Raw genomic sequence first — 25,261 nt, forward strand, 5'->3', positions numbered from 1 at the left:
CCTCCGGGAGAGGGTCGGGGTGAGGGGAATCCCGCCGCGCGCAGGTGGTTCCCTCACCCTTGGCCCCTCTCCCACGGGGAGAGGGGAATAGCATCCGAGGAGCCAGATAATATGCCCAGTTTCAACAAGATCCTGATCGCCAACCGGGGCGAGATCGCCTGCCGGGTGATGCGCACCGCCCAGGCCCTCGGCTATCGCACCGTCGCCGTCTACAGCGAGGCCGATGCCGACGCCCGCCACGTTAATCTCGCCGACGAAGCGGTGTGCATCGGTCCGGCGCCGGTGGGCCAGTCCTACCTGTCGATCCTGGCGATCATCGGCGCCGCGCAAAAAACCGGTGCCGACGCCGTTCACCCCGGCTACGGCTTCCTGTCCGAGAACGCCGACTTCGCGCGCGCCTGCGAGGCGGCCGGCATCACCTTCATCGGCCCGACCGTGGACGCCATCCACCTGATGGGCAGCAAGCGCCTGTCCAAGCTGGCCATGCTGGAAGCCGGCGTGCCCTGCATCCCCGGCTACGAAGGCGCCGAACAGGACGATGCCACCCTGAGCCGCGAAGCCGGACGCATCGGCTATCCGCTGATGATCAAGGCCAGTGCTGGCGGTGGCGGCCGAGGCATGCGCCTGGTCAACGGGCCGGACGAGCTGGCGGCGCAATTGCGCACTGCCCGCTCGGAAGCGCTGAACGCCTTCGGCAGCGCCGAACTGATTCTGGAAAAAGCCGTGCTGCAGCCACGTCACGTGGAAATCCAGGTGTTCGGCGACCAGCACGGCAACCTCGTCTACCTGGGTGAACGCGATTGCTCAGTGCAGCGCCGCCACCAGAAAGTCATCGAGGAAGCACCCTGCCCGGTCATGACCGCCGAGCTGCGCCAGGCCATGGGTGAGGCGGCGATACAGGCCGCACGCACGGTGAACTACGTCGGCGCCGGCACGGTGGAGTTCCTGCTGGAGGCCAGCGGCGCCTTCTACTTCCTGGAGATGAATACGCGCTTGCAGGTGGAACACCCGGTGACCGAACTGATCACCGGCCAGGACCTGGTGGCCTGGCAGATTCGCGTCGCAGAAGGTCAGCCTCTACCGCTCGCACAGGACGAAATCCAGCTCACCGGCCACGCCATGGAAGTGCGCCTGTACGCCGAAGACCCGACGGCCGGCTTCCTGCCCCAGACCGGCCATGTGCTGCGCTGGGAACCGGCGGAGCTGGAGGATATCCGCATCGACCACGGTCTAGTGGAAGGCCAGGCCGTGCCCCCGTTCTACGACCCCATGCTAGCCAAGGTGATCGCCTGGGGCGCGACCCGCGATGAAGCTCGGCGCAAGCTGGCCCGCGCCGTAGAGGACTGCGTGCTGCTGGGGGTCAAGGGCAACCAGCGCTTCCTTGCCAACCTGCTCCGCCATCCGCATTTCGCCGCAGGCGCCGCCACGACCGCCTTCATCGGCGAACAGTTCGGCGCCGACTCCAGTTTGAGCCCACAAGCAATCTCGCCGGCCGAGCTGGCCATCGCCGCCACCCTGCTCTACCAGGCCTCAGCCAATGCCCGCGCCCATCAGGTCGGACTGGCCGGCTGGCGCAGTGCGGGCAGCGCACCCTGGCGCCTGGTGCTGCGCCAGGGCGAACAGAAGCATGCGGTGGAACTGGCGGTGCAGGATGCCGGGCAGAAACCGCGCCTGCTGGCCAAGGTGGCTGAGGTAGAGATCGCCATTCGCCTGCTGAGCGCCGACGGCCGCTGGGCAGTGGTGGAGCTGGACGGTATCCGTCGCCGGGTCGCCTACCACCAACAGGACGCGCAACTCTGGCTGTTCGGCCAGAACGGCAACCTGGAACTGCAGGACGCCACCCACGAACCCGCGGGCGGCCAGAATGGCGCTGCATCCGGCACGGTGAAGGCACCCATGGACGGCGCCATAGTCGAGGTGCTGGTGGCCGAAGGCGACCGAGTCGACAAAGGCCAACTGCTGGTGGTGCTGGAAGCCATGAAGATGGAGCACCCGCTGAAGGCTGGTGTGGACGGCGTGATCCGCCGCGTCCAGGTCAGCCGAGGCGACCAGGTGAAGAGCCGCCAGTTGCTGGTAGAGGTAGAGGAAAGCCTCTGACGAGGTACGTTTCGTAGGAGCGAGCTCTGCTCGCGAATCGTGCCGCAATCTTTCGCGAGCAGAGCTCGCTCCTACACCCCTGACGAAAACCGAATCGCAACAGGAGCAACGCAATGTCCCTTTCCGGCAAAACCCTGTTCATCACCGGCGCCAGTCGTGGCATTGGCCGCGAGATCGCCCTGCGTGCCGCCGCCGATGGCGCCAATATCGTCATCGCCGCCAAGAGCGCCGAACCCCATCCGAAGCTTCCGGGGACCATTTTCAGCGTGGCCGAGGAAGTGGAGGCCGCTGGCGGAAAGGCCCTGCCCCTGCAACTGGACGTGCGCGACGAGAATGCCGTGCGTGAGGCCATGGCCAAGGCTGCCGAACACTTCGGCGGCATCGATGCCCTGGTCAACAATGCCGGCGCCATCAAGCTGGTGGGCGTGGAGCGTCTGGAAGCAAAGCGCTTCGACTTGATGTATCAGATCAACACCCGCGCGGTGATGGTCTGCAGCCAGGCTGCCCTGCCCTACCTGAAACAGAGCGGCAACGGCCACATCCTCAACCTCTCGCCACCGCTCAACCTCGCTCCGAAATGGTTCGCCCAGCATGGCCCCTACACCGTCACCAAGTACGGCATGAGCATGCTCACCCTGGGCATGAGCGAGGAGTTCAAGAAGTACGACATCAGCGTCAACTCGCTGTGGCCGCAAACCATGATCGCCACGGCCGCCATCGAGTTCGAGCTGGGCAGCCGCGACGCCTTCAAGCGCGCCCGTACCCCGGCCATCATGGCCGACGCCGCCCACGCCATCCTGGTAAGCCAAGGCCGCAGCATCACCGGCCGCCTGCTGATCGACGAAGGAATCCTGCGCGAACAGGGCCAGACCGAGTTCGAGCGCTACCGCTACGACCCGGACGGTGGCGCCCTGGTGCCGGATCTGTTCCTGGATTAAGGCCAGCTGCATCCCACAAAAAAGCTACAGCGCCCCTGTATTTGCCCATCTGCCTTCATCCCGCCGCGCCAGGGTCATGGTGGGGTTCGGCCGCCCGTTCTAGAGTCAGGAAAACAACTGCGTACAACAACGACAACACGCGAACATCATGAGCCAAGCCGAACTGATCTCCCCGCTGCGCTTCATTGGCCGCCTGCCCGCCAACCTGCCACGCCTGCCGCGCATGCTGCTGGGCCTCTACTACACCGGCATCCGCAACCGAGAGAAAGCGCTGTCCCTGGGATGGGCCCTGGAGCGCGCCGCGCGCCTGTATCCCGAACGCCCGGCGGTCATCGACGAGCATCGCCACCTCGACTACGCCGGATTCAACGCCTGGAGTAACCGCCTGGCCCGTGCCCTGAAAGCCGAAGGAGTGCTCCACGGCAGCGTGGTGGCCGTGATGCTGGAGAACCGCATCGAAGTGCTGGCGGCTCTGGGCGCGCTGGCCAAGCTGGGCGCCATTGCTGCCCTGGTGAACACCACGCAACGTGGCAAGGTGCTGAGCCACAGCCTGAACCTGGTCAAGGCCCGTCACTTTGTGGTGGGGGAAGAACTGCGCGGAGCCTTCGAGGAAGTCCGCAACGAGCTGGAAGACGGTCGCCGCTGCTATTGGATAGCCGACGGCGACAGCCTGGCCGAACCCGGCGACGCCCCGGCTGGCTGGCAGAACCTGATGCGCCTGGCGCTGGGCCAGTCCGGCGAGAACCCGGCGGACACCGGACAGGTACGCCTCAAGGATGCCTGTTTCTACATCTACACCTCGGGCACCACCGGCCTGCCCAAGGCCTCCATCCTCAGTCACGGCAAGTGGATCAAGGCCTTCGGCGGTTTCGGGCACTCGGGGCTGGGCCTGACCGATCGCGACGTTTTCTACCTGACCCTGCCCTGCTACCACAACAATGCGGTCACCGTGAGCTGGGCATCGGTGCTGGCCGGGGGCGCGGCCATCGCCCTGCGTCGCAAGTTCTCCGCCAGCAACTTCTGGAAAGACGTGGCGCGTTACCAGGCCACCTGCTTCGGCTACATCGGCGAACTCTGCCGCTACCTGCTAAACCAGCCACCCAGCCCGGAAGAACAGGGCAACAGCCTGACCTGCATGATCGGCAACGGCCTGCGCCCGTCGATCTGGGCCGAGTTCAAGGCGCGCTTCGGCATCGAGCGGGTCATGGAATTCTACGCCTCCAGCGAAGGCAACATCGGCTTCACCAACGTGTTCAATTTCGACAATACGGTGGGTTTCTCTCCGGCCACCTTCGCCATCGTCCGCTATGACCTGGAAAACGACCGGCCCCTGCGCGATCACCGGGGCTTCCTGCAGGAAGTGGCCAAGGGCGAATCGGGCCTGCTGATCAGCGAGATCAGCCCTAAATGGCCCTTCGACGGTTACACCGACCCGGCCAAGAGCGAAGCGGTGATCCTGCGCGACGCGTTCAAGCAAGGTGATGCGTGGTTCAACACCGGCGACCTGATGCGCAGCATCGGCTGCAAGCACGCGCAGTTCGTCGACCGCCTCGGTGACACCTTCCGCTGGAAAGGGGAAAACGTCTCCACCACCGAAGTCGAGAACGCCCTGGGCGCGTTTCCCGGCGTGGAGGATGCCGTGGTCTACGGCGTGGAAATCCCGGGCACCAACGGCCGCTGCGGCATGGCCGCCCTGCGCCTGAGCACGGGCGCGCAACTGGACCAGCAGGCCCTGGCCGACCACCTGGACCGCGAGCTGCCGGCCTACGCCTCGCCGTTGTTCGTGCGGCTATTGGAAGAGGTCGAGACGACGGGCACCTTCAAGTACAAGAAAAACGACCTGAAGAAGCAGGCATACGACCCGCAGTCAGTGAACGAGCCGCTCTTCGCCCGCCTCCCCGGTGACACCGGCTTCCGTCCGCTGGACGGCAGCCTGTACCGGGCGATCCAGCGCGGGGAATACCGCTTCTGAGGCTTGCTTCTTGAAATTGTGGGAGCGAATTCATTCGCGAATGAATTCGCTCCCACAGGATGGCGCCGACCTAGGATGGCGCCGGATCAGCGCTTGAACTCGAACTGCAACTCGGCGCCTTCCACCGAGCGCCAGTAGTCATCTTCACGCTCGTTGGTGATCAGCTTGCCATTGAGCTGGAACGGACTTTCCGGTACTGGCTTCTCCACGAACATCTTCGGCAGCATTGGCTGGTCAGGCATATCGGCCATTGCATCTCCCGATTCCAATTGATTGACCAGATCCTTGGGCAGGGTCAGGTCCAGCTTGGCCTTGGGCAGCGGCGCCTTGGTGCTGACCTCCACTGGCGGCTCCTTGGGCTTGACCGGCGCCGGTGGCGGCGTATCTGGTTTGGGCGTAGGTGCGGGCGGCGGGGCAACCGGTTCAGGCCTGGAAGCTGATGGCGGCAACTCAGGCGCAACGGGGGCAGGCTCCACCGATGGCGGACTGGACGAAATGGGAGGTGGCGCGGGCGGTGCCTTGGGCTTCGGTGGCACGTCCTTGTCGCAGGCAGCCAGTAGAACAAGGGTTGCCAGGCAGGCGCCAATCAGTCGAATCAAACGCATGGATGCTCGGAAATAATCAGTGATGGCGCCATGCTCCACCTTCCCCCGTACCCTGGCAAGCCTGGCGCGACCGGTTTCAGCGGTCACGCTCCAGCTCACGCAATTCGGCGGCGATATCCCGTTGCGGATAGCGGGCCTGCAGCTCATCCAGCAGCTTGTGCGCCTCCTCACGCTTGCCTGCCGCCTCAAGCTCCAGCACACGGCGCAGGCTGGCTTCCGGTTCGGCAAGCGGTGCGGCTGTCGCTAGTTCTTCTTTGGGTGCGGCTTCTTCCAGGCGCAAAGGTCCTGTCTGGCGCGCCTCAACCTCGGCGCTGCTGTCAGCCATGACAGAGGCTTTCTTCTCCACCTGGACCGGTGGGCTGGCCAGGGTGGCTGGTGCCGCCCGGGACATCGGCGCTGCCGCCGGAGCCGGTGCGGAATACGGCTCAGCACCGGCAGGGGGGGCATCGAAGCGTTGCTCGGCCTCCTGCTGGGTACGCAGCGTCAAGCTCAGGCCAATGCCTAGCATGGCGAAGCCGGCCACGGCCACGGCCCAGCGCTGCCGGCCACCGGCACCGAACAACCAGGCATGCAGGCGCTCACCGAAGGACAGTCGGGATTCTGCCCGGTGCTGCGCGGCCTGGGCCGCTGCAGCCGCCAGGATGCGCTGGTCGAGGGCCGAGGACGGTTCGTCGTGGCTGTGGCACCTAAAGTGTTCGAGCAGTTCGCGTTCCATCTCGTCCGGCTTGTGCGGGTCTCGGTTCATGCGGATACCTCCTCGGCCGCGGCCGGGTCGGCCAGGAGCCGACGCAACTTCTGCAACGCATAGCGCAGCCGGCTCTTGACCGTCTCCGCAGGTGTGCGGGTGAGTTCAGCGATCTCGTTGAGCTCCAGGTCGCCGTGGGCGCGTAGCAGGAACACCTCGCGCTGCTCACCCGGCAGCTCATCCAGGGCGGCACGCAGGCGCTGCTGATCCCGGCTGAGGGACAGTTCGCGCTCGGGGTCGGGACTGCTGCCGGGCAGCGCGTCGCCGTGCAGGGTTTCATCGAAGGCTTCTTCGCAGCCCTGCAGGCGGCCGTGCTTGCGCCAGTGGTCGATCAGGCGGTTGCGGGCAATCTGGTAGAGCCAGGTCTTGAAGCTGGCCTGGCCACGCTGCTCGGAGTCGCTGCGAATCAGGTTCAGCCAGGTTTCCTGGAAGATTTCCTCGGCCAGGGCGGCGTCGCTGCACAGGCCGCAGAGGAAACGGTATAGGCCAAGGCGATGACGCGCATAAAGCACGCCAAATGCCTCGGCATCACCGCTGCGATAACGCCGCAACAAGGCGGCGTCGTCGTCCGTGAGAGTCGCGTTCACGTCATTCCTTCCGCGCTTGGTATAGAGCGGGAGTTTGCAGGCTTTGCGCCAGTTCCACCAGTTGCACAAACTCGCCGCGCAGGCCGAAGCGGTCGTCACCGCGGGCGGCACGGGCCAGGCTGGCGCTGTCGGCCAGGCCGAACTCGCCGGTGTACTGGCCGCCCTTGAGCTGCTGGGCGAAGGCCGCTACCGCTGCGGCGAAACGCAGGTCCTCGCTGGCCTCACTCAGAGTAGCCACCTTGCCGGCGGCGATGGGACGCTCCAGCAACCTGCTCTGCTCCGCGGCCGGCGCCTTGTAGCGCACCCGCAGCCAGGCCAGTTCACCCGCCCTGCCCTCGCCTTTGGCCGCCGCCTGGTAGCGCAGTGGTTCCAGCCATCCCCTGGCGCCGGTGGGGACGATCTCGTACAGCGCCGTGATGGTGTGGCCGGCGCCGATCTCACCGGCATCCACCTTGTCGTTGCTGAAGTCTTCACGCTTGAGGGCACGATTTTCATAGCCCAGCAGGCGGTACTCGCTGACCTCGGCCGGGTTGAACTCCAGTTGCAGCTTCACATCACGGGCGACCACGGAGAGGGTCGAGCCCAACTGATCCACCAGCACCTTGCGTGCTTCGCGCAGGTTGTCGATGTAGGCGTAGTTGCCATCGCCGGCATCGGCCAGTTGCTCCATCAGCCGCTCGTTGTAGTTGTCGACGCCAAAGCCCAGGGTGGTGAGCGACACGCCGCTTTTGCGCTTCTGCGCGGCCATTTGCTTAAGGCTTTCGAAATCACTGATGCCGACGTTGAAGTCGCCGTCGGTGGCCAACAGGATGCGGTTGATGCCATTCGGGATCAGCCCCTTCTGCGCTTCGGCATAGGCCAGCTGGATGCCCGATTCGCCCGCCGTTGAACCGCCTGCGCTGAGTTGTTCGATGGCGGCGTGGATCTTCACCTTTTCGCTACCCGGCGTGGAGCCCAGTACGACCCGTGCTTCGCCAGCGTAGGTGACCAGCGATACGCGATCCTGCGGACGCAACTGGTCCACCAGCAATTTGAGGGTGCCCTGCACCATAGGCAGACCTTCGCGCCGGTCCATGGAGCCGGAAACGTCGACCAGGAACACCAGGTTGGCCGGCGGCAGTTGCTCGACGCTGCTGTCGGACGCCTTGATCGCCACCCGCAGCAGGCGGGTTTGCGAGTTCCAGGGCGTCTGCGCCAACTCGACGCCGATGCCGAAAGGCACATCGCCTTCAGGCAGCGGATAGCTGTAGGGGAAGTAGTTGACCATCTCTTCCAGCCGCACCGCATCAGCCGGCGGCAGCTGGCCGCCGGTGAGGAAGCGCCGCACGTTGGCGTAGCTGCCGGTGTCGACGTCGATGCTGAATGTAGAGACCGGCGCACTGGCGACGGCATGGATCGGGTTGTCGATCAGATGCTGGTACTGCTCGCGGGGCACATCGCGATAGCCGGGCTGCATGGCATCTGCCACGGGCGCCGGCATGCTCATGGGCATCTGCCGCACCTCGGCGGCGTAGTCGGCGCGCTTGGCCAGGGCAGCGGGCGCACTGGCCCTGGCCTCCTCACGCAGCTCCGGTTCGGGCTGACTCAGGACAGGCGGCGACACCTCGGTCTTGCCAGAAGGTGGCGCCGAAGCATCCTGGGCGCTACAAGCGGCCAGGGCCAGCAGCAAGCCGGCAGTGAAGCCGGCGGCCAGGGGTTGGTGCTGAAGGAAGTGATGGCTGGACATGGACGCCTCCTGGGAACGAATGAGCCATTCGTACCAGTAGACGGAGGCGTCTCGCGGGAGGGGTTAAGCCTGCGGAAAAAAAATTCGGGAGGCCGGTTACAGACCGGCCTCCTGGCAGAGCTGCTTGGCCAGCATGCCGAGGGTCATGATGGCGCGCTCGGCCTCCCGGTTCCACGGAATGCCGCAGTTCAGGCGCACGCAGTGGTTGAACTGCTCGGTGTTACTGAAGATCAGCCCCGGCGCGATGCTGATGCCCTGCTGCAGCGCGCGCACGTGCAGGTCCTTGGTGTTCACCTTGGCCGGCAGGCTGATCCAGAGGATGAAGCCGCCATTGGGACGGGTGATCTGGGTGCCTTCGGGGAAGTACTGCTGCACGCCGAGCTGGAAGGCCGTGAGGTTCTTCCGGTACTCCTGGCGAATGTAGCGCAGGTGCCGGTCGTAGCCGCCGTTCTCCAGGTACGCCGCCACGCCCATCTGGGTGACGCTGCACGCCGAGTGGGTGCTGAAGGTTTGCAGACGCTGGATTTCCGCCTGGTACTTGCCGGCGACCATCCAGCCAATGCGCACACCGGGCGACAGAGTCTTGGAGAAGCTGGAGCAGTAGATCACCCGGTCGTCAAGGTCATAGGCCTTGAGCGCCTTGGACGGCCCCTGGTCGAACATCAGCTCGCCGTAGATGTCGTCTTCGATGATCTGGATGTCGAAGTCCGACGACAGGCGCAGCAACTGCTTCTGCCGCTCCTCGGGAATGGTGCCACCCAGCGGGTTACTCAACCGGGCGGTCAGCACCAGCGCCTTGATCGGCCACTGGTTGGCGGCCAGTTGCAGGGCTTCCAGACTGATGCCGGTGGTGGGGTCGCTGGGAATCTCGATCACTTTCAGGCCGAGCAGATCAGCCAGTTGCAGCAGCCCGTAGTAGGTGGGCGACTCGGTGGCGATCAGGTCACCCGGTCGCGTCAGCACTCGCAGGCTCATCTGCAACGCATCCACGCAGCCGTGGGTGATCACCACTTCGCTGGGGTCCACCACCACGCCAGCGTCACGCATGCGAATCGCCACCTGGCGACGCAGCGGCTCGAAGCCTGGGCTGAACATGTAGCTGAAGGCGCGCGGGCTCTGGAACCGCGTGACCTTGGCCAATTGCTGATGCAGGGTGCGCACCGGCAGGTAATCGACATGGGGCACCGCGGCGCCCAGGGGGAAAACGCCTTCGCGACGGGACTCGGCCAGTACCTGCTGAATGATGCTGGCACGGGTGACCAGGCCGGGACGCTCGACACGGGCGATGTCCGGGGTGGATGCGGTCAGCGCGGGCGTCTGGTGAACGTAGAAGCCGGACTGTGGGCGAGCGCGAATCAGTCCCTGGTCCTCCAGGCTGGCATAGGCCTGCAACACCGTGGCGTGGCTGACGCTGAGCTGGGAGCTGAGCTTGCGAACCGATGGCACACGCTCGCCCGGCTGGTAGACACCACGGCGAATATCATCGGCCAATTGCTGGGCGATGCGTTGGTAGAGCAACAGATTGGTCATGACGGCGGTACCTGTATCACTGGACCGAAACACTATCCGAAGCATGCACAACTGCACCGGTACAGATCAGAAAAGTGTGGGCGATACAGTGGAATTGTCCAGACACTAAAAAGCCCCGGCGCTGAATGGCAGCCAGGGCTTTTGCGTCACCCTCAACGTGCCGGGCCGAGTTCACCCTTGTCGTTGGAGAACACGATCTCAACTCGACGGTTCTGCGCCCGCCCCCGGTTGGAAGCATTCTCCGCCACCGGGAAGGCCTCGCCGTAGCCCTGAACCTGGATGCGCTTGGCATCGATTCCGAGGTCGACCAGGGCATCCGCTACCGCCTGGGCTCGCTCGGTGGACAGCTTCAGATTATCCGGCTTGCTCCCGCTGCTATCGGTATATCCCTCGATCCGCACTATGCGTCGCGGGTTGAGCTGGAGGAACTGCACCAGCTTGAGCACGGTGCGGTTGGCCGAGGCCTTGAGGTCAGCATGACCGGTGTCGAACAGCACATCGCCCAGGGTCATGACCAGGCCACGGTCCGTTTCGGTCGCAGCCAGCGCAATCATCTGTTCTTCAAGCCATTTGCCCTGCTGCTGAACACTCAGCAACTTGGCCTCGCGCAGCGCCAGTTGCAGGCGCTCACGCTCCAGTTGCAGCTTCGCCGCGCGGCTCTGGTTCAGGCTCTGTTCGCTATGCTGGCTGGCGATTTCGCTGTAGCGCTGGCTCAGGTAGGCATAGTGGGTAACGTCGGCATCGTTGCCCCAGTAGCTGGACAGCCGCTCGGCACGTGCCAGCGACTCCCCGGCGCGGATCACGTCCTTGGGGGCGCTGCTGAGGACGCTCTGGTCCTCCTTGACCTTCTGGAACATCTGCCGGGCCTGTTCCAGGCTCTGCTCGGTCTGCTGCTGGCTGGCGCATCCACCCAGCACGCCAAGGCTGAGGAGCAGGCCGACGCTCAATGCATGACTGCGCTTCACTGCACATCTCCCAACTGCTTGCGCAGGCGATTGATCCGCGCGGTGAGCTCTGCCAACTGGTCCTGGCTCTTCTTCGTCAGGACCTTGGCTTCGGCCAGGCGCGCATCCAGCTCGGCCTCCTCGGCCAGGATGCGAGCACGCTTGTAGTCCTCTTCGCCCATGTTCTTCTCGGCCAAGGCGAGCTTGTCCTGCGCCAGCTTCATCTCTTCGATCTGTTCGGTGGCGCCAACAGCCTTGGCTTGCTCCACGGCCTTCTGGGTCAGGCGGATCTGCTCGATGGGCGCAGGGGCGTTGGCGCAACCGGCCAGGGCCAGCACGGCCAGGCCGGCAGCAAACAGGGGTGTCTTGCTCACTAGAGGGTTCCTAATCATTCAGGCGTGGCGGCGGGCTGCATCTGCAACGCCTTCCACCGTTCCAGGTTGCGCTGCAGCAGGGTTTCCGGCACCCCGGCGGCGACCAATTCTGTCATCTTTTTCGCGAGCTGTCCGCGCAGCCAGGGGTCGTTGCACGCCGAGTTGTGGGACAGGGTCAGGTACAGACCTTCGCTGGAAATAGGAGGTTCCAGGGCGACCAGATCGTCGGCCATTCCCAGGGTGTCGGCCAGCACCAGGCCGGGGTAGCGCTCGTAGAGCACGTAGTCCGTACGCTCCAGCAGCAGCTTCTGGTAGGCCTGGGTCAGGCTGGGGAGCTCCTCGAGCTTGAGGTTCTCCCTGGCGAAACGGTCGAAGGCTTCGCCGAAACTGTTCTGCACCAGGGTCCCGCCGGTGTGGCTGCGCAGGTCATCCCAGCCACTGTAAGGAAACGCCTTGTCGCGCTTCACCCAGGCGACGCCCTGGGTTTCGAGGAAGGCCGGGTGGACGTAGTCCATGGACTCCAGGCGCGGCAAGGTGAGGAAGGCCCCCGCGATCAGGTCGACCCGACCGGTACGGACTTCGTCCTGAGCCCGGGACCAGGGGCCGGTGTACAGGATTTCAATCTTCAGCCCCAACTCCTTGGCGATCTGCTTGAGCAGGTCGGCGTTGGCACCTATCAACTGCTTGGGATTCTCCGGATCGCGCCAGAGATAAGGGGGGTACTCGGGATTGCCAGTGGCCACCAGGCGCTCGCACTTCCCGGCCGCCTGCCCGAGTCCGGGCAACAGGCAGAGCGCAAAAAGCACGGAAGAAAGGTGGAATCGACTTGGCATCTGAGGTTTCCCGAGCTGGACATTCGATTGGCCGCGACGTGGGCGGCATCGCCGGGCGCAAGCTTCATGCTAGCGTACAAGCGGCTACAAGAACTAATCGCGATAAGGACAGGCCATGAAGAAGTTTCTCATCGCAGCCGTCATACTCCTGGCGGCTGCTGCGGCAACCCTCTACTTTTCCCCCGCTGCGCTGACGGCAAGCGTACGCCTGGTGGAGAGGCAGCTCGCCGGCCTGTCGGAGCGGCAGGTTGCGCTGGGCGATCTTAGCATCCATTACTACGAGGGCGGCCCGGCCAAGGGCGAAACCATCGTGATGGTTCACGGTTTCGCTGCCAACAAGGACAACTGGCTGCGCTTCGCTCGCCACTTCACCCAGCGCTACCACGTCATCGCCCTGGACCTGCCCGGCTTCGGCGATAGCGACAGGCCTGCCGGCAGCTACGACGTAGGTACTCAGGCTGAACGGCTGGAGTCCTTCATCAAGACCCTGGAACTGGGCAAGGTGCACCTGGTGGGCAACTCCATGGGCGGACATATCGCCGGTATCTTCGCCGCTCGCTACCCGCAACAGGTTCGCAGCCTGGCGCTGATCGACAATGGTGGTATCACGGCTCCGAACAAAAGCGAGCTGTTCCGCTTGATCGAAAGCGGCCAGCCCAACCCGCTGGTGGTTCGCAGCGCCGAGGACTTCCAACGCATGCTGGAGTTCGTGTTCGTCGAGCCACCACCCCTCCCCCACTCGGTAAAGGCTTACCTCGCCGAACAGTCCATCGCCAACGAGGCGCACTACGACGAAGTCTTCCGCCAGCTCCGGGAGCGCTATATCCCACTGGAGCCTGAGCTGCCGCGAATCGAGGCCCCTACCCTGCTGCTCTGGGGAGATCGCGACCGGGTGCTGGACGTATCCAGCATCGAGGTAATGAAGCCTCTGTTGAAGAAGCCCAGCGTGGTGATCATGCAGAACTGTGGCCACGCCCCCATGCTCGAACGCCCCGAGGAAACGGCCCGGCACTACCAGGCATTCCTCGACGCGAGCCATGACTGAGGCGCATAAAAAACCCGCTCCGAGGAGCGGGTTTTCTGTATGGCAGGCCGGGAAGTGCTGTTACAGCAGCTTTTCCAGCTCCGGTACGGCTTCGAACAGGTCAGCCACCAGGCCGTAGTCAGCCACCTGGAAAATCGGGGCTTCTTCGTCCTTGTTGATCGCGACGATGACTTTGGAGTCCTTCATGCCCGCCAGGTGCTGGATGGCACCGGAGATGCCGACAGCGATATACAGCTGCGGGGCAACGATCTTGCCGGTCTGGCCGACCTGCATGTCGTTCGGTACGAAACCGGCGTCGACGGCGGCACGGGAAGCACCGACAGCGGCGCCCAGCTTGTCGGCCAGGGCGTACAGGTGCTTGAAGTTGTCGCCGTTCTGCATGCCACGGCCGCCGGAAACGACGATCTTGGCAGCGGTCAGTTCCGGACGATCGGACTTGGCCAGTTCTTCACCGACGAAGGCGGACTTGCCGGCGTCGGTAGCAGTGCCCAGCGCCTCAACGGCAGCGGAACCACCTTCGGCGGCAGCGGCGTCGAAACCGGTGGTGCGCACGGTGATCACCTTCACGGCAGCCGAAGACTGCACGGTGGCGATGGCGTTACCGGCGTAGATCGGACGCTTGAAGGTATCGGCGCTTTCGACGGCGATGATCTCGGAGATCTGGTCGACGTCCAGCAGAGCCGCCACGCGCGGCAGGAAGTTCTTGCCGTTGGTGGTGGCCGGCGCCAGCACGTGGCTGTAGCCCTTGCCCAGCTCAGCAATCAGCGGCGCGACGTTTTCCGGCAGTTGGTGGGCGTAGGCGGCATTGTCGGCTACCAGCACCTTAGACACGCCAGCGACCTTGGCGGCGGCTTCGGCGGCAGCGCCTACACCAGCGCCTGCGACCAGAACGTGGATGTCGCCACCGATCTTCTGAGCGGCAGTCACAGTGTTGAGGGTGGCGGCTGCCAGCGCGGCGTTCGTGTGTTCAGCAACAACCAGGATAGCCATCAGATTACCTTCGCCTCGTTCTTCAGTTTGTCTACCAGTTCAGCCACGGACTTGACCTTGATACCAGCCTGGCGGGCGGCCGGTGCTTCAACTTTCAGGGTCTTCACGGTGGAGGCGGTGGAAACACCCAGGGCGTCCGGGGTAACCACGTCCAACGGCTTCTTCTTGGCTTTCATGATGTTCGGCAGCGACGCGTAGCGCGGCTCGTTCAGGCGCAGGTCGGTGGTAACGATCGCCGGCAGGTTCAGCGCAACGGTCTGCAGACCGCCGTCGATTTCACGGGTGACGTTGACCTTGTCGCCAGCCACCTCAACCTTGGAGGCGAAGGTGCCTTGGGCGTAGCCGGTCAGGGCGCCCAGCATCTGGCCGGTCTGGTTGTTGTCGCTGTCGATGGCTTGTTTGCCGAGGATGACCAGCTGCGGCTGCTCCTTGTCGACCACAGCCTTCAGCAGCTTGGCCACGGCCAGGGAGTTCAGCTCGTCGGCGGACTCGACCAGGATGGCGCGATCGGCGCCCAGGGCCAGGGCAGTACGCAGCTGCTCTTGAGCGGTGTTCGGGCCGATGGTGACGACGACGATTTCACTCGCTACGCCTTTTTCTTTCAGACGGACGGCTTCTTCCACGGCGATTTCGCAGAAGGGGTTCATCGACATCTTCACGTTGGCAAGGTCGACGCCGGAGTTGTCCGCCTTGACGCGGACCTTGACGTTGTAGTCGACCACTCGTTTGACAGCTACAAGAACCTTCATGGATTCCTCGTTACTCTCCGGTTAATAAGAATGTCGCCAAGACGAGCCTGGCCAGTGATGCAGGTCGGCCGGAACCGACTCTCAGCCCAGACAGCGAGCGCAAAACCGCCCGTATCTTGACCGGATCGCCCATTCGGGTCAATACAGCAAAATGCCCCGCCATAAGCCGCAGAGCCTTATCCTATCAGGGTTTCACAAAATTCAAACAAACGTTTGTATTGGACCAGCCAAAGGGTCTGGATATAATGCGCCGGCTCAGGTCAGGGATCGAGCCTAGCCCTCCAACATAAAATATCGAAGAGCCTTGAGGAGATTGACTGTGGAACGCGAATACATGGAATTCGACGTCGTCATCGTCGGCGCCGGCCCCGCTGGCCTGTCTGCCGCGTGCCGACTGAAGCAGAAGGCCGCGGAAGCTGGTCAAGAGATCAGCGTGTGCGTGGTCGAGAAGGGTTCCGAAGTCGGCGCCCACATCCTCTCCGGCGCCGTATTCGAAACGCGAGCCCTGAACGAGCTCTTCCCTGACTGGAAAGACCTGGGCGCCCCGCTGAACACCCCGGTGACCGGCGACGACATCTATATGCTCAAGGATGCCGATTCCGCCATCAAGGTGCCCGGCCTCTTCGTGCCCAAGACCATGCACAACGAGGGCAACTATATCATTTCCCTGGGCAATCTCTGCCGCTGGCTGGCCCAGCAGGCCGAAGGCCTGGGCGTTGAGATCTACCCGGGCTTCGCCGCCCAGGAAGCGCTGATCGACGAGAACGGCGTCGTTCGCGGCATCATCACCGGTGATCTCGGCGTAGACCGCGAAGGCCACCCGAAAGAAGGCTACTACACCCCCGGCATGGAACTGCGTGCCAAGTACACCCTGTTCGCCGAAGGCTGCCGTGGTCACATCGGCAAGCAGCTGATCAAGAAGTACAACCTGGACTCCGAAGCCGACGCCCAGCACTACGGCATCGGCATCAAGGAAATCTGGGACATCGATCCGGCCAAGCATCAGCCAGGCCTGGTGGTCCACACCGCCGGCTGGCCGCTGAACGACGAGAATCCGGGTGGCTCCTTCCTCTATCACCTGGAGAACAACCAGGTGGTCGTCGGCCTGATCATCGACCTGTCCTACAGCAACCCCTTCCTGTCGCCCTTCGACGAGTTCCAGCGCTACAAGCACCACCCGGTGGTCAAGCAGTACCTCGAAGGTGGCAAACGCGTAGCCTACGGCGCCCGCGCCATCTGCAAGGGCGGCCTGAACTCGCTGCCGAAGATGGTCTTCCCGGGCGGCGCCCTGATCGGCTGTGACCTCGGCACCCTGAACTTCGCCAAGATCAAGGGCAGCCACACCGCCATGAAGTCCGGCATGCTAGCTGCCGAAGCCGTGGCCGCCGCGCTGGCCGCGGGCAAGGAAGGTGGCGACGAGCTCAACGGTTATGTCGACGCCTTCAAGTCCAGCTGGCTGTACGACGAGCTGTTCCGCAGCCGTAACTTCGGCGCCGCCATCCACAAGTTCGGCGCCTTGGTAGGCGGTGCGTTCAACTACATCGACCAGAACTGGTTCGGCGGCAAGATCCCAGTCACCCTGCACGACAACAAGCCGGACTACGCCTGCCTGAAGCCAGCTGCCGAGTCCAAGCGCATCGAGTACCCAAAGCCGGACGGCAAGCTCAGCTTCGACAAACTCAGCTCGGTATTCCTCTCCAACACCAATCATGAAGAGGAACAGCCCTGCCACCTGAAGCTGGCTGACGCAAACATCCCGATCGCCAAGAACCTGCCACTGTACGATGAACCGGCGCAGCGCTACTGCCCAGCCGGCGTGTACGAGGTGGTGACCCAGGAAGACGGCGTCAAGCGCTTCCAGATCAACGCCCAGAACTGCGTCCACTGCAAGACCTGCGACATCAAGGACCCGGCCCAGAACATTACCTGGGTGGCCCCGGAAGGCACCGGCGGCCCGAACTACCCCAACATGTAAGCAGGTACGAAAAAGGCTCCCTCGGGAGCCTTTTTTGTTACCCCTGTCCCGGTCACTCCGGCAGCGGACCGATGGGGAAAAACGCCCCGCCACTCCAGACACCCAACCAGACGACGCCATCGATCTCGCGCGGCTCGGCCAGTTCGACCAACTGGTAAAACACATTGCGGTGGATCAGCGCTTCCAGGTTGGTACGCACCAGCACGTAAGGCGACGGTTCCTGCGTCTCCGGGTCCAGCTCGACTCGAAGCGGATGCACCGCGCCGGCAACCACCTCGTCCTCGACATTGGTAATGAAGCGCAGCTGCTGCGACTCCCCCGCCCCCTCGACGCGCAGCTCCACGGCAACGAAAGGCGCATCTTCAACCCGGATGCCCACTTTCTCTACGGGGGTAACCAGGAAATAGTCCTCGCCATCCTTGCGGATCACACTGGAGAACAGTTTGACCATAGGCTTGCGGCCGATTGGCGTCCCCAGATAGAACCAGGTGCCATCCCGCGCGATGCGCATGTCGATATCGCCGCAAAACTGTGGGTTCCACAAATGGACAGGCGCGCCCCCCGGCTTATCGCCCTTGGGTATCTGCGCCAGCAAGTCACCGGCTTTGCCGGGATCGCTCATTTCAATCTCCTCAACGACTCAAGCCGATCAGGCTGCGAGCATACTCCTCCAGCGGAGGACCGATCAGGTCTTCAGGCTTGGTATCGTAAAACGTCAGAAAACCGCCGCGATTGCGAACACGGGCCGTATCCACCAGATAGCGGGTATTGGTTTCGATCAGCATCAACTGAATAACGCCGCGGTCACGCCCGAGGCGATCCAGGGCTTCCTGATCCTCCCATTCCTCCGCCGTGCCGATGCGGTCGTCAGCACTGGCGAATCGCGCGTACAGCAGGTAATGCGCACCCACCGCGCGAGCCTGGCCCATGGCCTCTTCCAGGCCAGCAGGGCTCTGGGCGCGACGCACCATGGGGAAGTATTCGACGAAACCGTTGAAAGCCTCTTCAGCCACCACATTGGGACGTGGATAAGCCGAACCGGGCGGCACGAAATAGCCTTGGGCGATGTAGATGAACGAGTCCGCTTGCAGGCGCCACGGGCTGGCACGACGGGTTTCGCTGTGGTCCAGGAATCCGGCATCGCTCAGCTGTTCGCGAGTGCCTTCCGCCATGTCACTGACGTTCATGCAGCCCCCCAGGCCAAGCATCGCCAGCAACAGAATCATACTACGCATTGTGTGTCCTCCAGACGCCGGCGACGAAAAACCGGCGGATAGAAGACCAATGCAGCTTCCGCGCCATCAACCGCCGATGATCTTCATGACCGTGACACCGCCGGAAAACGCAACATCCTGCTTGTCGGCCAGCGCCTTTACCAGCAACCGCTGCAGCGCCGGGAGTGCTTCATGCCGGGGCTTTTCGAGCAGGTCGCCGACGTAGTGGCGATTGCTCGAGGAGAGGCAGCCATGCAACCAGCCAGTGGAGGAAAGCCGCAGCCGCGAGCAGGTACGGCAGAAGGGTACGCTCTCGTTGGCGATCACCCCGAAGTGCCCCTCGCCCGGGACCTGGTATCGCAAGGCGGTGGCATCCAGTGGCGCATCGGCCTGGACGAATTCATGGACAGTACCGATCAGCGCCAATAGCTCTTCCAGCCCAACGAATTGCTGATGGAACGCATTGGGATCTCGGGCCAGATGCCCCATCCGCATCAATTCGATGAAGCGCAACTCGAAGCCACGCTCCAGGCAGTAATCCAGCAGAGGCAGCACCTGGTCGAGGTTCTTGCCACGTAGCGGAACCATGTTGATCTTGATCTTCAGGCCCGCCGCCCTCGCCTCTTCCACGCCGTTGAGCACGGTCGCCAGATCGCCACCCCTAGCGATGTTGCGAAACTCAGCGGCATCGAGGGTATCGAGGGAGATGTTGAGGCGGCGAATACCGCACTCCAGCAACAACGGCAATTTTCGGGACAGCAACTGGCCGTTGGTGGTCAAGCTGATGTCGTCCAGCCCGAGCTTGCTGACTTCGCGGAGAAAGGGATCTAGCCTCGAGCTCACGAGTGGCTCGCCGCCGGTGATACGCAAGCGCTCGATACCGGCTGCTTCGATGAGGTAGGCCACGCCACGCACCATGGCTTCAGCCGAGAGTTCGTCCTGGGCCGCCACCAGACGTTTGCCGTCAGGCACACAGTAAGTGCATGCGTAGTTGCAGGCGGCGGTCAGGCTGATGCGCAGGTTGCGAAAACGCCTGCCTTGGCGGTCGACGATCATGGAACGCTCCGGCATGTGATAAGCCGGAGTATATCCCCGCGGCCGGCACCACACATGCCTCGGACCGAGATATAGGCGTACTGAATACGTCAGCCGGCGGGCGACTCGCTTTCGCGCTTGCGCTTGTTGCCCATGCGCACGCCGATGTCCATGAGGAACTGGAAGAAGCCTTCCTGATCCTCCAGAACGTTGCTCCAGAACGGCGAGTGATAGAGCGCCACGGCGCCATGCACCAGAGCCCATGCAGCGCAGTAGTGGAAGTAAGGCGGCACATCTTCCAGCTTGCCTTCCGCAATCCGGCCCTTGATCAGCTGGGTCAGGCGCTCGAAGTTGGAAGCCCGGATCTTGTGCAGCTGTTCGACCATCTCCGGCACCTGGCTGTTCTTCACCACCTTCTCTTCCAGGCGGTCGAACAGGCGGTAGCGCTGCGGATCGCGCATGCGGAACTCGAAGTAGGCCCGCGACAGCGCCTCCTTGTCACGATCCACATCCGCGGAATGGAACAGCGCGTTCAGGTCGCGCTCATAATCGAGCATCAGGCGCAGGTAGATCTCCGCCTTCGACTTGAAATGCTTGTAGATGGTGCCTTTGCCGATACCCACTGCGTCAGCGATCATCTCGACGGTAACGCTGTCTTCGCCCTCTTCTAGAAAGAGCTTGAGGGCGGTGTCGAGAATTTCCTGCTCGCGGCGGCGGAACTCACGGACTTTACGGGGTTCTTTCTGCATAAAAGGACTGTGGGGTCAAAAATCAAGCCGAGTATTATGCCTATCTGGCGCAAAAATGCACGGATCATCCGACTATGAGCTTATTGCAAGATGAGTTTGCCCAGGCCGATGGGCTCCGCTATCTCAACCATGCGGCGGTGGCGCCCTGGCCGAAACGCGCGACCCGCGCGGTCCAGAGCTTCGCCGAAGAGAACCTGCGCCTTGGCGCGAGGGACTATCCGGACTGGTTGATAGTAGAACGTCGTCTCCGAGAACACCTGACCAAACTCCTGAACGCACCGACCACCGCCGACCTGGCATTGGTCAAGAATACATCGGAAGCCCTGTCGTTCGTTGCCTTTGGTCTGGACTGGACGGCAGGTGATCAGGTGGTCATCAGCGACCAGGAGTTCCCCTCCAACCGGGTGGTCTGGGAAGCCTTGAAGCGCTTTGGCGTGGAGACTTTCCAAGTGTCGCTGGGCGGCCCCGACCCAGAAGCTGCGTTGCTGGCGGCTTGCGGGCCACGAACCCGGCTGATGTCCATCAGCGCCGTGCAATACGCAAGCGGGTTGCGCCTGGACCTGCAGCGCCTGGGTCATGGCTGCCGCCAGAGGGGTGTGTTGTTCTGCGTCGACGCGATCCAGCAGTTGGGGGCCCTGCCCTTCGACGTCCAGTCGATCGACTGCGCCTTCGCCATGGCCGACGGCCACAAGTGGATGCTGGGCCCGGAAGGCCTGGGCGTCTTCTACTGCCGCAGCGACCTGCGCCAGCAATTGAAGCTCCACGAGTACGGCTGGCACATGCTGGAGCACCCTGGCGACTATGAGCGCGCCGACTGGGAGCCTTCGCCCACCGCACGCCGGTTCGAGTGCGGAAGCCCGAACATGCTCGGCGCCATAGCGCTGGAAGCGAGCCTCTCGCTGCTAAGTGAAGTGGGCATGGAGCAGGTCGCGCGGGACCTGGGGGAGCGGGTGCAATGGCTGCAGGACGGACTGGCGCGGATTCCTGGCACGCAACTGCTTAGCCCGCAAGACCCGGCCCGCCGCGCAGGCATCCTCAGTTTCCGCTTGGACGGTTGGGACAATCAGACCCTGTTCGAGCGGCTGCGGGCCGAGCAAGTGGTCTGCGCCCAGCGCGGTGGCGGCATCCGCTTCTCACCGCATTTCTACACCGAGCCGCGAGTAATCGAAGAGACCCTGGCGCTGCTACGCCAGATGGCAGACGGATGAGGACTCAGCCGCCTCCTGTGTATTCCAAATACGTTTAAGAAACGCCACAAAGCGATGTGGACGCATGGGGATATTGGCTAATACTTCTTCTTACTGGCGCGCGGCATCTCCCCCCAAGTGCCCAGCCAGTCGAGGAACCGTGGATCGCGTTCCTTTGTTTTACTCCTAATGGTCTTGACCCGGATTCATCCCCCAGAACCCGGGTTTTTTTTGCGCGCGTTTTTTATCCGCGCCGTGCCAGAGGGAACAGGCGCAGGTAGTTCTCACTGGTTTGCCGCGCGAATTCCTCGTAAGCCACACCACGGAGCTCCGCGAGAAACTCGGCGACTTCGCGCACGTACTGCGGCAGGTTCGACTTGCCACGGTAGGGAACGGGGGCAAGATAGGGCGAGTCGGTCTCCACCAGCAGACGATCGGCCGGCACTTGGCGCGCCACCTCACGCAGTGCGTCGGCATTGCGGAACGTGACGATGCCGGACAGGGAGATATAGAAGCCAAGGTCCAGCGCCGCGCGAGCCATGTCCCAATCCTCGGTGAAGCAGTGCAGCACGCCAGCCTGGGGTAGCGCCGCGTCGCGCAGCAGCGCCAGCGTGTCCTCGCGCGCTTCTCGGGTATGCACGATCACCGGCTTGCCAGTCACCCTGGCGGCGTCCAGGTGCAGGCGGAACGCTTGTTGCTGGAGCTCCGCGGCCTCCGGCTCGTAGTGATAATCCAGTCCGGTTTCACCGATGGCGACCACACGGGGATGTTCCAGCTCCCCCAGCAACCAGTCCAGCGCCAAGGCTTCGCCCGGCTGCAGATCCAGCGGGTGAACGCCGACAGAGCAATGAACGTCTTCGTATCGCTCGGCCAGGGACTTCACCGCAGCGGCGTTATCGGCACTCACGCCGATGCAAAGGAACTGACTGACGCCGCGGGCTCGGGCAGCCTCCAGGGCAGCGTCAAGGGAACCACCGTGGGCGGCCAGGTCGAGGCGGTCCAGGTGGCAATGGGAGTCGATCAACATGCTTCAGGCTCCAGGCGCCGGCATCAAGCTTCGAGCCTGCCGCTTGCAGCCCGCGCCTGACGGCCGGTTACATCGTATGGGTGGGACGGTCGGACTTCAGGGCGCCGGCGAGGTAAGTCTCGATCTTGTTGCGGGCGCCGCTGTCGCCGTCGTTGAACTGGACGCCGATGCCCGCAGCGCGGTTGCCCTGGGCGCCCTTGGGGGTAATCCAGACGACCTTGCCGGCGACCGGGATCTTCTCCTGCTCGTCCATCAGGTTGAGCAGCATGAACACTTCATCACCCAGCTTGTAGGTCTTGTTGGTCGGAATGAACAGGCCGCCGTTCTTGATGAACGGCATGTAGGCGGCATACAGCACGGACTTGTCCTTGATGGTCAAAGACAGGATTCCGTTACGCGGGCCCAGGTTTGGCGGCAAGCTCATGCGTTTTTCCTGACAAGCGGGTTCAGCCAACGATTCTAGCCCGGCCCGGGCAGGCTTGCCCACTGCACCAACAGCGCTTCGAGAAGCAAGACACGGTTGAGGTTGGCCTTGTTAAGGACTTTCTGCCGCTGTTGCAGCAACCAATCCTGAATAGCCATGACCTTGCGCTGCGACGATTTGTCGGCCAGGTATTGGACGACCTTGCGCATGTCGGCAAGCCCCAGCCCCGACTCGTCACGAGTGAGCTGGAAGCGGAGCATCAGTTGCGCCCAATCGCAGAACCAGTCGAACAGCAACGGCAGCGGGACAGCGTTCCAGCCCTCGGCCAGCTGGCTCGCCCCGACCTGCTGCTTGAGCAGCTTCTTGACGCCTTCGACCACCTCGGCGCGCTGGGCACGCACACCCTGCCCCTCCAGCCTTAGCGCCGAAAGCGGCGAGCCACCGGCGAGGACGAGCAACTCGTGCAGTTCATCCGTTGAAGCCGAGGGCAGCGCCGCCGCGAGCCACGCCAGGCTCTGGGCCTCGCTGGGCAGCGGACAGGCCTGTTGAACACACCGGCTCTTGATGGTGGGCAACAGCCGGCTGGGCTGGTGGCTGATCAGCAGCAACACCGTATCGCCAGAGGGCTCTTCCAGGCTTTTCAGCAAGGCGTTGGAAGCGTTGAGGTTCATGGCCTCGGCCGGCTCCAGCAGCACCACTTTGCGCCCACCGAGCTGCGCGGTCTGGACCACGAACCCCACCAGCTCACGTACCTGGTCGACGCGAATGGCCTTGTCAGCCTCCTCGGGCTCCAGCACGAAAGCATCGGGGTGAGTGTTGGCAGCCAGCAACAGGCAGGCCTTGCACTGACCACAGGCATCCAAACCTGCGGGGTTCTGGCACAGCAGTCGCGCCATCAGGCGCTCGGCCAGGGCTCGCTTGCCGATGCCGGACGGACCGTGGAGCAGATACGCGTGGGCATGGCGCGGGCGTCCGGCCAACTGCTGCCAGAGCCCGTCCTGCCAGGGATAGGCATCAGCCATGGCAACGCTCCAGCAGGACGGGAAGAAGCTGATCCAGACTCTGCTGGACCTCAGCCAGGGTGACCGAGGCGTCGATCACCGTGTAACGCTCCGGTGCCGCTTGGGCGCGCTCGAGGTAAGTCCGGCGCACCGCCTCGAAGAAGCTGCGATGCTCCTGCTCAAATCGATCAAGCCGACCACGCGCGGCCGCGCGACTCAGGCCGATCTCCACCGGCAAGTCAAATACCAGCGTCAGGTCGGGACGCAGTTCGCCCTGGACGAAATTCTCCAACACGGCGATACGCGCCTCGGAGAGGCCGCGACCGCCACCTTGATACGCGTAGGTAGCATCTTGTTTCCTGTTTGTTGCCAACGTAAACATAGAAGAATTAGAATCCATTTTGTAAAATGTAAACGCAACAGAGCCCAGGAACCATAAGGGCTTGAGCGAAAATCAGGAGCCCTACGTGAGAGCGATCATCGGCCTTGCCGCCCTAGCAAGATCTGGAAAAGACACCGTAGCGTCAATGCTTTTGACCTACCCCGGTGTAGCCGCCTATGCGTTGGCAGATCCACTCAAGGTGGGTTGTCAGGCGCTTTTCGGCTTAACCGATGAAGAGGCCTGGCATGACGACATCAAAGAAAAAACTATCCAGCTCTGGGGTTACTCACCGCGAGAATTCTTTCAGACCGTTGGGACTGAATGGATGCGCCATCATAACGCAGACCATTGGTTGATGAGAGCGGACAGGGAGATCAACCCCCCCGCGCTCCCCCCAAGCCCCACCTTCCCGATCAACCTCGACCTGCCCGAAGCCCCCTTCGCACTCGCATCCCAGGCGATCTTCGGCTTCACTGATGACCAAGCCTGGAATCCTGACAGCGTCCACATAAAGGATGGGTACTGGGGATTGAGCCCCGCCGAGGCTCAGGATCTCCTGCGTGGCTTTGCTCAAGCGATGTTCCCCGACTATGCCGCCCGAAGATCGGCTCGCCCAGTCGACATCGCCAAGCGCCGTGAGCAAATACCTCAAGACGCCACCACGATCATCATCAAAGACGTTCGCTTCGAAAATGAGGCAGCGTTCCTGCGTACTCACCACGGAAAAATCTGGCACATCGTCCGTCCGGATGTCCTCAAGGTCAAAGCACACTCATCAGAATTCGGGATCAACAAGTCTCCAGAGGACATAGTCATTGTTAACGATGGATCGCTGAGTGACTTGAAGATGCTTGTGGATAAGGCGTGGGTTGCGCATAACAAAAATAATAATAAGTAACATAAAGCGAGCACCTGCATGACAGCCAACGCTCACACGATCACAAGCATCACCACGTCAAATGATGTGAGAGTAAAGTGCTGCTACTTAGATAACTCTAACTTTACGGCATCTTCCAATATTTGCCAGATGCTACATTGGCTATTTGTGCTTTACTGCCCCAACAGAACCCACGGTCATGCTTACTTATTGAGACAGGCAATAGAACACTTCTTGGACTACAGGGCACTACAT

General features: G+C 62.9%; 25 protein-coding genes. 7 read left to right on the forward strand and 18 right to left on the reverse strand.

What is annotated here, in order from left to right:
• Positions 1–111 precede the first annotated feature (111 nt).
• The 3 genes from atuF (at position 112) to THL1_RS18415 (ending at position 5,007) form a co-directional block, all read left to right on the forward strand.
• On the forward strand, positions 112–2,097 hold the full coding sequence (gene atuF, locus THL1_RS18405; protein ID WP_069084567.1) for a geranyl-CoA carboxylase subunit apha: 1,986 nt from the start codon (positions 112–114) through the stop codon (positions 2,095–2,097).
• Between the two features lie 113 nt (positions 2,098–2,210).
• Complete coding sequence (locus tag THL1_RS18410; protein ID WP_069084568.1) at positions 2,211–3,035, forward strand: SDR family oxidoreductase; 825 nt, start codon at positions 2,211–2,213, stop codon at positions 3,033–3,035.
• Positions 3,036–3,183: 148 nt separating this feature from the next.
• A complete protein-coding gene (locus THL1_RS18415; RefSeq protein ID WP_069084569.1) occupies positions 3,184–5,007 on the forward strand; it encodes a long-chain-acyl-CoA synthetase in 1,824 nt (607 codons plus the stop codon).
• A gap of 86 nt (positions 5,008–5,093) precedes the next feature.
• Here the strand turns inward: THL1_RS18415 and THL1_RS30775 are convergent, their stop codons facing one another.
• The 8 genes from THL1_RS30775 to THL1_RS18455 form a co-directional block, all read right to left on the reverse strand.
• Positions 5,094–5,351, reverse strand: a complete 258-nt coding sequence (locus tag THL1_RS30775) for a hypothetical protein (protein ID WP_237234732.1) — start codon at positions 5,349–5,351, stop codon at positions 5,094–5,096.
• A gap of 337 nt (positions 5,352–5,688) precedes the next feature.
• Positions 5,689–6,357 (reverse strand): hypothetical protein, encoded by a 669-nt coding sequence (locus THL1_RS18425; protein WP_069084571.1) that lies wholly within the window; start codon positions 6,355–6,357, stop codon positions 5,689–5,691.
• Positions 6,354–6,944, reverse strand: coding sequence for an RNA polymerase sigma factor (locus THL1_RS18430; RefSeq protein ID WP_069084572.1), 591 nt, complete (start codon positions 6,942–6,944; stop codon positions 6,354–6,356). The genes THL1_RS18425 and THL1_RS18430 overlap by 4 nt, the downstream gene beginning before the upstream one ends.
• Before the next feature lies 1 nt (position 6,945).
• Entirely contained in the window at positions 6,946–8,670 is a 1,725-nt protein-coding gene (locus tag THL1_RS18435; protein ID WP_069084573.1) for a vWA domain-containing protein, read from the reverse strand.
• A gap of 96 nt (positions 8,671–8,766) precedes the next feature.
• The gene (locus tag THL1_RS18440) at positions 8,767–10,200 is read right to left on the reverse strand and encodes a PLP-dependent aminotransferase family protein (RefSeq protein WP_069084574.1); all 1,434 of its coding nucleotides are present in this window, start codon (positions 10,198–10,200) and stop codon (positions 8,767–8,769) included.
• 152 nt (positions 10,201–10,352) lie between these two features.
• Entirely contained in the window at positions 10,353–11,165 is an 813-nt protein-coding gene (locus THL1_RS18445) for an OmpA family protein (RefSeq protein ID WP_069084575.1), read from the reverse strand.
• Positions 11,162–11,518: a DUF4398 domain-containing protein gene (locus THL1_RS18450; RefSeq protein ID WP_069084576.1), complete on the reverse strand. Its 357-nt coding sequence runs from the start codon at positions 11,516–11,518 to the stop codon at positions 11,162–11,164. Before THL1_RS18450 ends, THL1_RS18445 begins: the two co-directional genes overlap by 4 nt.
• 14 nt (positions 11,519–11,532) lie before the next feature.
• Positions 11,533–12,351, reverse strand: a complete 819-nt coding sequence (locus THL1_RS18455) for a substrate-binding periplasmic protein (RefSeq protein ID WP_069084577.1) — start codon at positions 12,349–12,351, stop codon at positions 11,533–11,535.
• Between the two features lie 115 nt (positions 12,352–12,466).
• Between THL1_RS18455 and THL1_RS18460 the strand changes: the two genes are divergently transcribed.
• Positions 12,467–13,396: an alpha/beta fold hydrolase gene (locus THL1_RS18460; protein WP_069084578.1), complete on the forward strand. Its 930-nt coding sequence runs from the start codon at positions 12,467–12,469 to the stop codon at positions 13,394–13,396.
• A 60-nt stretch (positions 13,397–13,456) separates the two neighbouring features.
• Here THL1_RS18460 and THL1_RS18465 read toward each other — a convergent pair whose 3' ends face one another.
• Together THL1_RS18465 and THL1_RS18470 are read right to left on the reverse strand one after the other, a co-directional pair.
• On the reverse strand, positions 13,457–14,386 hold the full coding sequence (locus THL1_RS18465) for an electron transfer flavoprotein subunit alpha/FixB family protein (protein ID WP_069084579.1): 930 nt from the start codon (positions 14,384–14,386) through the stop codon (positions 13,457–13,459).
• The gene (locus THL1_RS18470; RefSeq protein ID WP_028627853.1) at positions 14,386–15,135 is read right to left on the reverse strand and encodes an electron transfer flavoprotein subunit beta/FixA family protein; all 750 of its coding nucleotides are present in this window, start codon (positions 15,133–15,135) and stop codon (positions 14,386–14,388) included. Before THL1_RS18470 ends, THL1_RS18465 begins: the two co-directional genes overlap by 1 nt.
• Positions 15,136–15,454: 319 nt before the next feature.
• Here THL1_RS18470 and THL1_RS18475 point away from each other — a divergent pair, with 319 nt between their 5' ends.
• Positions 15,455–17,110 (forward strand): electron transfer flavoprotein-ubiquinone oxidoreductase, encoded by a 1,656-nt coding sequence (locus THL1_RS18475; protein WP_069084580.1) that lies wholly within the window; start codon positions 15,455–15,457, stop codon positions 17,108–17,110.
• Between the two features lie 52 nt (positions 17,111–17,162).
• Here THL1_RS18475 and THL1_RS18480 read toward each other — a convergent pair whose 3' ends face one another.
• The 4 genes from THL1_RS18480 to THL1_RS18495 all read right to left on the reverse strand — a co-directional run bounded on the left by THL1_RS18480 (position 17,163) and on the right by THL1_RS18495 (position 20,108).
• Complete coding sequence (locus THL1_RS18480) at positions 17,163–17,732, reverse strand: DUF1285 domain-containing protein (protein ID WP_069084581.1); 570 nt, start codon at positions 17,730–17,732, stop codon at positions 17,163–17,165.
• A gap of 10 nt (positions 17,733–17,742) precedes the next feature.
• On the reverse strand, positions 17,743–18,345 hold the full coding sequence (locus tag THL1_RS18485) for a DUF4823 domain-containing protein (RefSeq protein ID WP_069084582.1): 603 nt from the start codon (positions 18,343–18,345) through the stop codon (positions 17,743–17,745).
• Positions 18,346–18,411: 66 nt separating this feature from the next.
• Positions 18,412–19,380, reverse strand: coding sequence for a GTP 3',8-cyclase MoaA (locus THL1_RS18490; protein ID WP_069084583.1), 969 nt, complete (start codon positions 19,378–19,380; stop codon positions 18,412–18,414).
• An 89-nt stretch (positions 19,381–19,469) separates the two neighbouring features.
• Positions 19,470–20,108, reverse strand: a complete 639-nt coding sequence (locus THL1_RS18495; protein ID WP_069084584.1) for a TetR/AcrR family transcriptional regulator — start codon at positions 20,106–20,108, stop codon at positions 19,470–19,472.
• Positions 20,109–20,182: 74 nt separating this feature from the next.
• Here THL1_RS18495 and THL1_RS18500 point away from each other — a divergent pair, with 74 nt between their 5' ends.
• Positions 20,183–21,316 carry an aminotransferase class V-fold PLP-dependent enzyme gene (locus tag THL1_RS18500; RefSeq protein WP_069084585.1) on the forward strand — a complete coding sequence of 378 codons (1,134 nt, stop codon included), beginning with the start codon at positions 20,183–20,185 and terminating at the stop codon, positions 21,314–21,316.
• A gap of 223 nt (positions 21,317–21,539) precedes the next feature.
• Here the strand turns inward: THL1_RS18500 and THL1_RS18505 are convergent, their stop codons facing one another.
• The 4 genes from THL1_RS18505 to THL1_RS18520 all read right to left on the reverse strand — a co-directional run bounded on the left by THL1_RS18505 (position 21,540) and on the right by THL1_RS18520 (position 24,147).
• Complete coding sequence (locus THL1_RS18505) at positions 21,540–22,322, reverse strand: TatD family hydrolase (RefSeq protein ID WP_069084586.1); 783 nt, start codon at positions 22,320–22,322, stop codon at positions 21,540–21,542.
• A gap of 67 nt (positions 22,323–22,389) precedes the next feature.
• A complete protein-coding gene (locus THL1_RS18510) occupies positions 22,390–22,746 on the reverse strand; it encodes a PilZ domain-containing protein (protein WP_028627861.1) in 357 nt (118 codons plus the stop codon).
• A 35-nt stretch (positions 22,747–22,781) separates the two neighbouring features.
• Entirely contained in the window at positions 22,782–23,768 is a 987-nt protein-coding gene (locus THL1_RS18515) for a DNA polymerase III subunit delta' (protein ID WP_069084587.1), read from the reverse strand.
• Entirely contained in the window at positions 23,761–24,147 is a 387-nt protein-coding gene (locus tag THL1_RS18520; RefSeq protein WP_083245944.1) for a dTMP kinase, read from the reverse strand. Before THL1_RS18520 ends, THL1_RS18515 begins: the two co-directional genes overlap by 8 nt.
• 67 nt (positions 24,148–24,214) lie before the next feature.
• Between THL1_RS18520 and THL1_RS18525 the strand changes: the two genes are divergently transcribed.
• Entirely contained in the window at positions 24,215–25,027 is an 813-nt protein-coding gene (locus THL1_RS18525; protein WP_237234733.1) for a deoxynucleotide monophosphate kinase, read from the forward strand.
• The last annotated feature ends 234 nt before the right edge of the window (positions 25,028–25,261 follow it).

This window comes from Pseudomonas sp. TCU-HL1 (genome assembly GCF_001708505.1).
In the GTDB taxonomy this organism is placed as follows: Bacteria; Pseudomonadota; Gammaproteobacteria; order Pseudomonadales; family Pseudomonadaceae; genus Metapseudomonas.